Annotated in this window: 10 protein-coding genes; all 10 read left to right on the top strand. The window is 60.8% G+C overall.

Annotated elements, in window-relative coordinates; translation table 11 throughout:
* Positions 1–344 precede the first annotated feature (344 nt).
* A complete protein-coding gene (locus ACQ7C1_RS31205; protein WP_085779272.1) occupies positions 345–683 on the top strand; it encodes a hypothetical protein in 339 nt (112 codons plus the stop codon).
* A gap of 140 nt (positions 684–823) precedes the next feature.
* Positions 824–1,030 carry a hypothetical protein gene (locus tag ACQ7C1_RS31200; protein WP_085779273.1) on the top strand — a complete coding sequence of 69 codons (207 nt, stop codon included), beginning with the start codon at positions 824–826 and terminating at the stop codon, positions 1,028–1,030.
* A gap of 154 nt (positions 1,031–1,184) precedes the next feature.
* Positions 1,185–1,988 (top strand): pseudouridine synthase, encoded by an 804-nt coding sequence (locus ACQ7C1_RS31195; RefSeq protein WP_183698960.1) that lies wholly within the window; start codon positions 1,185–1,187, stop codon positions 1,986–1,988.
* A 14-nt stretch (positions 1,989–2,002) separates the two neighbouring features.
* Positions 2,003–2,698, top strand: a complete 696-nt coding sequence (locus ACQ7C1_RS31190; RefSeq protein ID WP_221157636.1) for a phosphoribosyltransferase — start codon at positions 2,003–2,005, stop codon at positions 2,696–2,698.
* A gap of 139 nt (positions 2,699–2,837) precedes the next feature.
* Positions 2,838–4,580, top strand: a complete 1,743-nt coding sequence (locus tag ACQ7C1_RS31185; protein ID WP_430961143.1) for an SLC13 family permease — start codon at positions 2,838–2,840, stop codon at positions 4,578–4,580.
* Between the two features lie 85 nt (positions 4,581–4,665).
* Positions 4,666–5,610: a phosphoribosylaminoimidazolesuccinocarboxamide synthase gene (locus ACQ7C1_RS31180; protein ID WP_430961144.1), complete on the top strand. Its 945-nt coding sequence runs from the start codon at positions 4,666–4,668 to the stop codon at positions 5,608–5,610.
* 109 nt (positions 5,611–5,719) lie between these two features.
* Positions 5,720–6,322, top strand: a complete 603-nt coding sequence (locus tag ACQ7C1_RS31175; RefSeq protein ID WP_085779277.1) for a TetR family transcriptional regulator — start codon at positions 5,720–5,722, stop codon at positions 6,320–6,322.
* 155 nt (positions 6,323–6,477) lie between these two features.
* A complete protein-coding gene (locus tag ACQ7C1_RS31170; RefSeq protein ID WP_430961142.1) occupies positions 6,478–7,686 on the top strand; it encodes an efflux RND transporter periplasmic adaptor subunit in 1,209 nt (402 codons plus the stop codon).
* Between the two features lie 48 nt (positions 7,687–7,734).
* Positions 7,735–10,845, top strand: coding sequence for an efflux RND transporter permease subunit (locus ACQ7C1_RS31165; RefSeq protein ID WP_430961141.1), 3,111 nt, complete (start codon positions 7,735–7,737; stop codon positions 10,843–10,845).
* Between the two features lie 150 nt (positions 10,846–10,995).
* A complete protein-coding gene (locus ACQ7C1_RS31160) occupies positions 10,996–12,432 on the top strand; it encodes an efflux transporter outer membrane subunit (protein WP_085779280.1) in 1,437 nt (478 codons plus the stop codon).
* Positions 12,433–12,598 lie beyond the last annotated feature (166 nt).

Here is a 12,598-nt window from a genome sequence, read left to right as displayed (position 1 = left end):
ATCCCACCCCCTTTTCCAAGTCAACAGCCATTCCAAAAGTTTTTTGACATTTTTGTAACAGACTGATTTTGCAGCTATTTTCTTTGCGTTCTTTATCCACAGGCGGCGTGTTCGCGACAAATTTCCGAAGATTTCTTTATCAGCTGGTCAAAAATCCCCGAATTGCCGCCCGCAACCGGCGAAAAATCGCGTGAAAACAGCGCTTTGAGCCAATTTATGGTTAATCGAGGATTAAATCGAGGCTGGAAGCCGAACTTAAATTTCCGTCATAAATCAGCAGCTGCAATTTCGGAACCTATCACCGTTTGAGGTGTTGTCTTTCCCATTGAAGGAAGGAGACCGACATGGCTGCCAACACCGATGACATCAGAGCATCTGTCAGCAAGGACATCGCTGCGCTCCAGCAGGAAGTCTCTCGTCTGCAGAAGATGATTTCCGCCCAAGGCGCCGAGGCCTATTACGAAGTGCGCGGCCGCGCCGGCAAGGCCTACGATGAAGCCCTGCCCCGCGCAAAAAACGCCGTCGCCCAAATCCGGGCCGAAGGCGCAGCCGCCGCCGGCGCCGCCCGCGAGCATGCGGCCGCAACGACCACCGCATTGGTGCTTGCCGGGGCGGTCGGTTTCCTCTTTGGCTACCTGCTATCCGGCAATTCACAGCCGCAGCCTCGCCATTGGTGGCACTGAGCGCTCAATCCGCCTCGAAGCCGGCTCTTTTACGCACCCGCCGAGCCATTTTCGGCGAGGTGCGTAAACGCTTATGTCTCAGAAAAACCAATTTTTAATGCAAGGGATGGCAATATAAAAAACGAACGGGAGGACAACCAATGGACAATAAGAGGGCCAATTGCATCATTGAAGTCAGCGCCGACGGCGTTAACGGCCGTTACGCGGTCGGCATCATGAATATGCGTCAGGCGCTCGAGCTGCCGGAAATGCCAAGCCTGTCCTATACTCATCCCGACCCAGCGAAGGCCGCTGCCGGCATCGTCGTCAGCCGCAAGGAACTGGCAGGCTTCATGGCCTGCCGCTGAGGCGGCGCGACCAACCGGTTTTCGCCCAGACGGCGCTTTATCCGAAGCGCTGACGTCCTTTGCAACCCTATCATTCCTTAGTTTTCGTTGTCACGCTGGCATCGTTGGGCCGTTCGTGCCAAGAAGCGGCATCGAGGCTGGACAGGGATGGCAGATGAGGGACCGGCGCCCATCGCATAAGACACGCGAGCGGCTGAAGCCTGCCGCCGACACTGCAGGCAAGCGGGTCACCCTTCCGCGCGCCCTTTCCAAACTCGGCTATTGCTCCCGTACGCAGGCCGAACGGCTGATTGCCGAAAGCCGCGTCGCCATCGACGGCCGTACCGTCAGCGATGCCTCTGCATGGGTCGATCTGTCGACGGCGAGGATCAGCGTCGATGGACTTGTCATTGCCGCCGAGGCAAAAATCTATTTGATGCTCAACAAGCCACGCGGGCTCGTCACGACCCGCCATGATCCCGAGGGCAGGCCGACCGTCTATGATTGCCTCAAGAATTTCGACATCCCGCACCTCTCTCCTGTAGGTCGGCTCGACAAGGCGAGCGAAGGCCTGCTGCTTTTCACCAACGACACCGAGTTCTCCCAGACCTTGCTCGATCCGCTCACCCATGTGACCAAAACCTATCATGTCCAGATCGACCGCCTCATGGACGACGAGGAGATTGCCGCTATGACATCCGGCATCCGTCATGACGGCGAATTGCTGACGGCCACCGCCACACGACGCCTGCGCCAGGGCGACAGAAACTCATGGATCGAGGTCGAGCTCGATGAAGGCCGCAATCGTCAGATCCGTCGTATGCTGGAGGCGCTCGGGGCCGAATGTTTGCGCCTTGTGCGGGTCGCAATCGGCGGGCTCGAACTCGGCGAACTCCCAAAAGGCGCCGTGCGTGCGCTGACCGAAGGAGAATTGCAGGGGTTGCGCCGAACAGCCGGCATGGAAAGGGCGAGACGTTGACCGATCTGTCGGAGATGGCGCCGCATGACTTCTGGCAGGAGATTCACCCGCCCGGCACCTTTCCCCACGATCGGGAGTTCACGACTTTCTATGTCGCCACGCTGGAAGACGGCCGCCAGCTTCGCCTGCCGATACGCGTGTTGGCAGATGGCGATCACGCCCTCGCTTCGCTGATTGTCAACCAGGCGAGCTTCGCCGTCCTCGACGCGCTGGCCGACGGTCTCGCCGAAAAGCTCGGGCCTATGGGCGTCGACGTCGTCGCCGGCCTGCCGACGCTCGGCTTGACGCTTGCAGCCGCCGTTGCCCAGAAGCTCGGTCACGACCGCTATGTCCCGCTCGGCACCTCGCGCAAGTTCTGGTACCGCGACGAGCTCTCCGTTCCTCTGTCATCGATCACGACGCCGACACAGGACAAGCGCCTCTATATCGATCCGCGCATGTTGCCGCTGCTGACCGGGCGGCGCGTCGCCCTGATCGATGACGTCATTTCCAGCGGCGCATCGATCGTCTCGGGCCTTGATCTGCTGACGGCCTGCGGCATCGAACCCGTCGTCATAGGCGCGGCCATGCTGCAATCGGAGCGTTGGCGCGACAGCCTCGCAACCGCCGGGCCGCAGTGGGTCGCGCGCGTCCGCGGTGTCTTCGCAACGCCCGTGCTGGAGCGGAATGCCGAGGGCCGCTGGCAGGTTTCGGCCCGACCGAAGACGTGACATCGTTCAATTTTGCCGGCTGACGCCTCTGTACAGCAGATGAGGAACGACTACAGTCCGCCCAAGGCCTGTCACCCGGAAATCTGCAGCGGTTGCGGTACAGCGACATGCCTCCATCGATGAAACACCGGATCCGCCCATGTCGTTTGAGCAAGCATCCCTGCTGATCCTTCTGCTGGTGATGCTCGTTCTCTTCTCGCTCGAACGCATACGCATCGAGGTGACTGCGATTGCCGGCCTGCTCGCCGGCTATGCGCTCGGACTTTACCCAGTCGATCAGATCTTCGCGGGCTTCGCCAGCCCCGTCGTTATCACCGTCGTCGAAATCCTGCTGATCGTCCAGGTGCTCGCACGCGCCAAGCTCTTCGACAACCTCGCTGCGCGTGTCGCAACCGCAAGACCGTCGAACTTCAAGGTCATATCAGGCGCTTCCTCGCTGGCAGGCTTTCTTTCCATCTTCATGAACAATATCGGCGCCTTTGCGATCACCCTGCCGGTGGCGCTGCGGCTCGGCGTGGCGCTCTCAATCCCCCGCCGTCAGCTCGTCATGCCCATCTCGTTTGCAGCCCTGCTCGGCGGCCTCGTCTCGCTGATCGGCACGCCGGCCAACCTGCTCGTCAGCGATGCGCTTGCCAAGACGTCCGGTGCGGGTTTTCATTTCTTCGATTTCAGCTATGTCGGGCTGCCAGTCGCGATCGTCGGCATCCTGCTCATCGCCGTTCGGATCCGATACTTGTTCCCGGAACCCGACACAGTGCCGGCAACGCTCGCCCAGGGCTCGCGTCGCGTCGTCGTCGAACGTCGCATTCCCAATGCTTCGCCGCTGATCGGCACGCGGCTTTCGGAGTGTCGGACCCGCTTCGGCATCAAACCGCACGCGCTGATCCGTGACGGCAACTTCGTGTTTGGCCCGCTCGACCAGTCGATGATCAGCGCGGGCGACGTGCTGCTTGCCGAAGGCGCCGATGACATCTTTGCCGGCCTTGCCGCCACACAGGCCCTGGTGGTAGATGCCCATCTGAATATTCGGCCGCCAAATTTCACCCGGGTCGAAACCGTCGTCATGCCCGAAAGCACGCTGGTGGGTTCGCGCGTCAGTTCACTCGAAGTCTTTCACAATCGGGGCGTCGCAGTCACTGCTCTTTCCATGCGCACACCGCGCATCGAAGGCCGCTTTCTCGATCTGCAACTGTCGATCGGCGATATATTGACGCTGGAAGGGCCGCGTACGGCAATTGCCGAAGCGCTGGAGGAAAGCGAGTGCCTGCCGCTTGCTCCGACAGCTTCAGCTGAACCGCCCCTCCTCTCCTGGCGGCCTTTCGCATTGTTTGCCTGCGGCGTCGCCGCGTCGGCGGCGGGCCTGCATCCCGAGGTCGCTTTTGCGGGTGTCGTCCTCGTCCTCGCTTTGCTCAATCATCTCAATATCCGCCAGGCGATGGCCGACCTCAACTGGCCGATCATCATCATGCTCGCGGCGATGATTCCGATCGGCCAGGCAGTGGCCAGCACCGGAGCGGCCGAAGCGATTGCCGGCTGGCTGAGCCTCATCGTGCCGGTTAACCATGCGCTTTCCGGCATCGCCCTCATCCTCTTCCTCGCAATGGCGCTGACGCCCTTCGTCAACAACGCGACGGTCGCAATCGTGCTCGCCCCGATCGCACTCGAATTTGCGAGGATCGGGCGGCACCCACCCGACGCCTATCTGATCGCGGTTGCCGTCGGGGCCTCGCTCGATTTTCTGACGCCCTTCGGCCATCACAACAATACGCTGGCGATGGGCGTCGGCGGTTACCGCTTCAGCGACTTCCTGCGGGCCGGCTGGCCGCTTGCCGTCGCAACTTACGGCCTCGCTCTGTTTCTTCTGGCTCTGTTCTGGCTGTGATGCGATACTTCCGCTTGGCTTGACTTCGCCGGTAATGAAACTAGAGCAGGAAGCCATCAGCCAAATACAAGGACAGTCGAGCGCCGTGCGAATCCTCTCCGAAGCCCATTTCCCGGAACTGCCGAACTACTATCGCGGCAAGGTGCGCGAGAATTACGACCTTCCCGACGGACGCCGCATCATCATCAGCACAGATCGGCTGAGCGCTTTCGACCGCATTCTCACCTGTATTCCGTATAAGGGTCAGGTGCTGACGCAGACGGCGCGTTACTGGTTCGAGGCGACGAGGGACATTTGCCCGAACCACGTGCTCGACTATCCCGATCCAAATGTGGTCATCGGCAGGCGGCTCGACATCCTGCCGGTTGAAATCGTCGTGCGCGGTTATCTCGCCGGCACCACCGGCACCTCGATCCTGACCCTCTATAAGAAGGGTGAGCGGGAAATGTACGGCATGCGTCTGCCGGACGGCATGCGCGACAATCAGATTCTGCCGGAACCCGTCATCACGCCGACGAGCAAGGAATTCGACGGAGGCCATGACGAGCCGCTGACGCCTGCTGAAATCGTCACGCGAGGCCTTCTGACCAGCCAGCAGTGGGAAACCTTGTCGAAATATGCACTCGCGCTCTTTGCCCGCGGCCAGGAAATGGCCGCGAGGCAAGGCCTGATCCTCGTTGATACCAAATATGAATTCGGCACCGATGGCGACGGCAATATTATCCTCGCCGACGAGATCCACACGCCGGACAGCAGCCGCTACTGGCTTGCTGAAACCTATCCGGCAAGTTTTGCCGCTGGCAAGCGCCCGGATAGTTTCGACAAGGATTTCGTCCGTGCGTGGGTGGCGGAGCGCTGCGATCCTTATAAGGATGAGATTCCAGAAATCCCCGCCGGACTGATCGAGCAGACCTCGGCCGTCTATATCAGAGCCTACGAGGCGATAACCGGCGAGCGCTTTGTTCCCGACAATAGCGGTGAGACGCCGCTTGCCCGTGTCCGCAGCAACCTCGCCCCCTATTTCCCTTGAAAAGGCGACGTGCGAAAGCCGCCGGGCCTTGCATCGGCTTGGCAGTTTTCGCTGAATAGCGCTAGCATCGGCAAAAAAGGAGTACCGGGCGCGGCCCGGCGGGGGACGGATGGCAAGAAGGCCGAGACGCAAGGCCGAGGAAACGCGACAGGACATCCTCTCGATGGCGGAGATGCTGTTTCGCGAACGTGGCTTCGCCGCAGTGTCGATCGCCGATATATCAGCTGCGCTGCGCATGTCGCCCGCCAATGTCTTCAAGCATTTCCGTTCCAAGGTGGCGCTGGTCGATGCCATCGCCGGGCGCCATCTCGACAATGCCGCCGAGCGTTTTGTCCCCCTCGACCAGAACATGCCCGCAAAAGAGCAACTGCTCCGCTTCGTCCTGCGCCTGCTGGAGGGTCATCTGCAGGATATCCAGAAGAACCCTTACATCTTCGAAATGGTGCTCTCGACCATCGAAGCCAAACTCGAAGCCGGCAATCGCTATCGCGCCCGTATCGAGGAGAAACTCGGCGAGATCATCCGCAAAGGCATGGTGGAAGGACGTTATCACTGCCGCGACCCTCAGCGTGCCGCACAGACCGTCGCCGATGTGCTGGCCTGCGTGTTGCACCCTGTCCTCATCGTTCGCGACGACACTGAGACACTGGTGCATCGTGCCGAGGAAATCGTCGGCTTTGTCGATGCCGCACTGCAAAATAGCGCTTGCTAAGTGACGGTTGCTGAATTACGTCACTTCGTAAAGCTTTTGTTAGACCCGGGATTATGGCATTTGAGGCCAAGTTCATCCTGACGCTTAAATAAGCCTGCCTCGGCCCGGCCGAGCCCGTGGATCGACGGCGATTGCCACCGCATGAAGGAATTAGAATGATTCGGCGTGCCGTTCTCATCTCCTCGGCCCTGATGGCCGGCGCATTGCTTGGCGCCTGCAGCGACAACGCCGGCAAGCCCGCGGGCAATGCCGGCGCGGCCGCGCAGCAGGCAACCCCCGTCGGGGTGATCGCCATGGCGAAGGCGAGTTTCCCAATCACGACAATTCTTCCTGGCCGCGCCGAAGCCTTCCAGACGGCCGATATCCGGCCGCAGGTGAGCGGCATCATCCGCGAAATCGCCTTTAAGGAAGGCGGAGAGATCAAGAAGGGCGACCTTCTTTATCAGATCGAGGATGCGCCCTATATCGCCGCCGTCGAGCAGGCCAAGGCCGCCATCTCCAAAGCCGAGGCGAGCGTGCCGAGCGCTGAAAGCAATCTCGAACGCTACCAGCGCCTCGTCGGCAGCGGCGCCACCCAGATCGAATATGAGACGGCCAGAACGACGCTTCTCCAGGCGAAGGCGGAGGTCGAGTCGGCAAAGGCTGCCCTTTCCGCGGCACAGATCGACCTCGACCATACGAAGATCGTCGCACCCTTCGACGGCGTCATCGACCAGACCGCCTACAATATCGGCAATGTCGTCTCGGCCAACCAGACGACGGCGCTGACGACGATCCGGCAGCTCGATCCGATCTACATCTCGCTCACCGAGTCGAGCACCAATCTGCTGAGGCTGCGCGATGCGATGGCCGCCGGCGATATCAAGGGCGCGGAGAATGTCGCCTTCCACCTGATCCTCGAAGACGGCAAGGAATATAGTCAGCAGGGCAAGCTCGACATGTCGAAGCAGGTGGTCAGCGAAACCACAGGCACCTTCATCATTCGTGTGCTTTTCCCCAATCCCGATCGTATCGTGCTGCCCGGCATGTATGTCCGCGCCACGGTCGAGCTCGGCGCCGAAACCGGTTATGCGCTGCCGCAGCTGGCAACGAGCCGCGACGCCAACGGCCGGCTGACGGCGCAATTCGTTTCCGCCGACGGCAAGGTCGAAACCCGCGCCTTTGAGAACAGCTCGCCCTCCAACAATTCCTGGCTGGTGACCGAAGGCATCAAAGACGGCGATCAGCTGATCGTCACCGGCCTCCAGTCGGTCACGGCAGGCATGCCGGTGAAGCCGGTTCCGATGAAGATCAACGACAATGGCGTGGTCGTGGCTGCCGAGCAGCCTGCGGCCGGTGACGCTGAGAAGCCCGCAGCGAAGTAATCGCTCCGAGCCCGCATCGTCACCGTCTCAGCCGCACAGGAACAATCGATGGCCAAGTTTTTCATCCGACGTCCGATTTTCGCCTGGGTCATTGCGATCACCATCATGCTCGCCGGCCTTCTGGCGATCTTCACCCTGTCGATTTCGCAATATCCCGACATCGCCCCGACGACGGTTCGCATCAACGCCACCTATCGCGGCGCCAGCGCCGAGACCGTCGAAAAATCGGTAACGACGATCATTGAAGACGGCATGACCGGCCTCGACGATCTCACCTATATGACTTCGACTTCGTCGACCGGATCGGCCAGCATCCAGCTCACTTTCGGAACCAGCATCGATCCCGACATCGCCCAAGTGCAGGTGCAGAACAAGCTGCAGCTGGTTCAGTCGCAGCTTCCGGGCGATGTTATCGATGCCGGCATCAGCGTGACGCGCTCGACCTCGAGCATCCTCCTCGTCGGCTCACTCGTTTCAACTGACGGCAAGCGCAATTCGGTCGATCTCGGCAACATCATGTCGACCTCCATCGAGGATCAGATCCAGCGGCTGGAAGGCGTCGGCAGCATCAACGTCTTCGGTTCCGGATACGCCATGCGCATCTGGCTCGATCCCTTCAAGCTAGTGAAATATCAGCTGACGCCGAGCGACGTCACGGCGGCGATCCAGGCGCAGAACACTCAGGTTTCCGTCGGTTCGCTCGGCGCCCAGCCGACGATGTCAGGTCAGCAGCTCAACGTCACCATCACTGCGCAAAGCCAGCTCACCACCGTCGCCGACTTCGAGCACATCATCCTGAAGGTCGAAAAGGACGGCGCGACCGTGCGCCTGAGCGATGTCTCGCGCATCGAGATCGGTCAGGAGAGCTACGGCGGCAGTTCGCGTTACAACGGCCTGCCTTCGAGCGGTTTTGCCGTCAACCTCGCGATCGGCGCCAACGCCATCGATACGGCCGCACGCGTTCGATCCGCACTCGATGTCATCGGCCGCACTCTGCCGGAAGGCGTGAAGATTACCTATCCCTACGACACGACGCCCTTCGTGGAACTGTCGATCGAGAAGGTCGTGCATACGCTGATCGAGGCAATCGTGCTCGTCTTCGTGGTGCTGCTCGTCTTCCTGCAGAATCTTCGGGCAACGCTGATCCCGACTATCGCCGTTCCCGTGGTATTGCTGGGCACCTTCGGGGTGCTGGCGGCCACCGGCTATTCGATCAATACTTTGACGATGTTCGCCATGGTTTTGGCCATCGGGCTTTTGGTCGACGATGCGATCGTCGTCGTCGAAAACGTCGAACGCATCATGTCCGAAGAGAAGCTTTCGCCGCTCGAAGCGACGGAGAAATCGATGGGCGAGATCACCGGCGCCATCGTCGGCATTGCGCTCGTGCTAACCGCCGTCTTCATTCCGATGGCCTTCTTCGGCGGCTCGACCGGCATCATCTATCGCCAGTTTTCCATCACCATCGTCTCGGCCATGCTGCTGTCGGCGCTCGTCGCCATCGTGCTGACACCGGCGCTCTGCGCCACGATGCTGAAGCCGGTCAGCGAACACCGGAAACACCGCGTCGGCGATTGGTTCAACCGCAACTTCACGCGCTCGACCAACGGCTATGTCAGGACTATCGGCTATCTCTTGAAGCGCCCGATCCGCGTCATGCTGGTCTTCCTTCTCGTCGGCGCCGGCTGCGCCTTCCTCTTCACCCGGCTGCCGAGTTCTTTCCTGCCGCAGGAAGATCAGGGCGTGCTGCTGACTATCGTCACCACGCCGCCGGGCTCGACGACGCAGCAGACTCAGGCCGTCGTCGAGAAGGTGGAAAACTATTATCGCGAGAATGAGAAGGATGCCGTCGAATCCGTCTTCGGCGCACTCGGCTTTGGCTTCAACGGCTCCGGCCAAAACAGCGCCATCGTTTTCACCAAGCTCAAGGATTTTTCGCTGCGCACTGATCCAAATCTGAGCGCCCAGTCGGTTGTCAACCGGGCGCTGCGCAGCTTCTTTGCGATGCGCGAGGCACAGGTCTTCGCGCTCCTGCCGCCGGCGATTCAGGGCCTCGGCGTGTCGAGCGGCTTTTCCATGTATCTTGTCGATACCGGCGGCCACGGCAACGACGCTCTGACGGCTGCTTCCAAGCGGCTGATCCAGATGGGCAACAGCTCGGGTAAGATCGTGGCGCTGCGCAGCAGCAACAAGGAAGTCGAGCCGCAGATGCGCATCGTGCTCGATCAGGAAAAGATCGGCGCCATGGGCGTCGACATCGCCTCGGTCAATTCGATGCTGTCGATCATCTTCACCGGCCGCGATGTCAACGACTTCACGCTGAACGGCGAGATCAAGCCGGTCTATGTCCAGGGCGACGCGCCGTTCCGCATGCAGCCGGACGATCTTAATCACTGGTATGCCCGCAACACGGCCGGCGAGATGGTGCCCTTCTCCGCCTTTACCAAAACCGAATGGGTGAAGGGCGCACCTTCGCTTGCCCGCTTCAACGCCGTCAGCGCGATTCCGCTCGATGGTGCCGCCGCGCCCGGCGTGTCCTCCGGCGATGCCATGAACGAAATGGAAGAGCTGACCGAGCAACTCGGCGGCGGTTACACGGTGGCCTGGCAGGGCATTTCCTATCAGGAGCGCCTTTCCGGCTCACAGGCGCCGATGCTCTATGCGATCTCGGTACTCGTCGTCTTCCTCTGCTTGGCAGCACTTTACGAAAGCTGGTCGATTCCTTTCTCGGTGATCATGGCAGTGCCGGTCGGCGTTCTCGGCGCCCTGGCGGCGGCAACACTCTTCGGCCAGGCTAACGATGTTTATTTCAAGGTCGGATTGCTCACCACGATCGGCCTGGCGGCGAAGAACGCGATCCTGATCGTCGAATTCGCCAAGGATCGCATGGAAAGCGGCATGGGCCTTTTCGAGGCGACACTGGAGGCGGCGCGGCTGCGCCTGCGGCCGATCATTATGACATCGCTTGCCTTTATCCTCGGCGTCGTGCCTCTGGCGATCGCTACGGGCGCGGGCTCTGCGGCGCAGAACGCTATCGGCCTCGGCGTTCTCGGCGGCATGCTGTCGGCAACGATGCTCGGAATTTTCTTCGTGCCGTCCTTCTACGTCGTCATTCGACGCATCTTTGCCACACGCGACAAAAATGCGGCAGGAGTGTGATATAAATGCACTGTGATAATGCTGTTCCGATTGCTACATTGCGCCCGACTGCTTCGGTGTGTGTGTTTGTGGTAGGACGAGGCGCGGCTGCGATAGTGAAGCATGAAGCTTCGGACAAGAATTGACTTGCTCGAGTACAGGATGAAATGAATGGTATCTCTTCGTTTTGCCACACCGGCATTATTGTTATTACTGTCGGGCTGCGTTGTTGGCCCGGATCATGCTCCTCCTGAAATGCCGTTGCCCGCCAAATTCGGAGAAGGCGGCACGAAAAGTGTCGGTGACGTTGCTACCGCAGCCTGGTGGACGGCCTTCAACGATCCCAAATTGAATGGTTATGTCCAGGCCGGGCTCGAGCAGAATCTAACGGTCCAGCAGGCAATCGAACGCATTAATGCGGCCTCTGCAAACGTCACCACCGCCGGCGCAGGCGCCCTGCCGAACCTGAATGTCGGCGCTTCGCACACGGTCAGCGGTCAGAAGGGCGAGCTGCGCTCGCAGTTCGACACACGCAACACCAGTGCCGGCGAAGTCCAGCTGACCTGGCTGCTCGATCTCTTCGGCCTCTACAAGCGCAGCACCGAAAGTGCGCTCGCTTCGCTCGATTCGGCATACGCATCCGCCGACGTCGCCAAGCTGACTCTCGTGCAGGATCTTGTCTCCAGCTACATCGATGTTCGCTACTATCAGCAACGCCTGGCGCTTTCGAGAGCCAACCTGAAGTCCCGTCAGGAAACCTACGAGCTGACCAAGTTCCAGCTTGAAGCCGGCGCCGCCTCGCGTCTCGACGTCGTTCAGGCCGAAGGCCTCGTACAGTCGACGCTCGCCGAAATTCCCGGCCTCGAAACCAACATCCGTATATCCGCCCATCACATCGCCACGCTGCTTGGCCTGCCGGCCTCGGCCCTCGTCGACGAGCTGCTGAAGGGTCGCGGTCAGCCGGTCTTCCGTGGCGGCATCAATTCGGGCATCCCGGCGGACCTGATCCGCAACCGTCCCGACATTCGCGTCGCCGAGCGTGATCTCGCCGCCGCAACGGCCAATATCGGTGTTGCCGAGGCGCAGCTCTATCCGAGCATTTCGCTCAGCGGCTCGATCTCGCCGTCCTACATCAACCAGCGCGGCATCCATGGCGACCTGACCCCCTGGTCCTTCGGCCCGACCCTCAACCTGCCGATCTTCGATGGTGGCCGTCTGCGCGCCAACGTCAAGTCGGCGCAGTCCACTGCCGCGACCGCCTACCTCAACTGGAAGTCGACGGTGCTGACCGCGGTCGAACAGGTCGAGAACGCACTCGCCGCTGTCCGCCGTGACGCCCGCACGGTCGCAGCCCTACAGGCTCAGGTAAAGACCACGCAGGAAACGCTCGAACTGTCGACCGCGTCCTACAAGGACGGCGCCTCCTCGCTGCTCGACGTTCTCGATGCACAGCGCCAGGTCTCGCTTGCCCAGGCAAGCCTTGCCCAGGCCGTCCAGCAGATGGCCAAGGACTACGTCTCGCTGAACATTGCGGTCGGCGGCGGCTACGCGCCCGGCGGCAAGACCACAGCAGCGGTAACGCCGGTGCCGGCAAAGGCCAAGAGCTGATCGGCATTTCGCCTTTCTGGAAATGCGAAACCCCGCGATCACCTCGCGGGGTCAGACTGCTGACAAACCCCTGGCTTGGTGCAGGGGTTTGTGATTCATTGGGACATGTTGAAGAAACCTGCTGCTGAACAGACGGCGCTCGAGATGGTGACACTCGATCAGCTGA

Origin of the sequence: Rhizobium sp. Nf11,1, assembly GCF_050587665.1 — a bacterium.
In the GTDB taxonomy this organism is placed as follows: Bacteria; Pseudomonadota; Alphaproteobacteria; order Rhizobiales; family Rhizobiaceae; genus Rhizobium.
The sequence above is the reverse complement of the archived record's forward strand: the minus strand, read 5'-3'. Positions and strand labels throughout refer to the sequence as shown.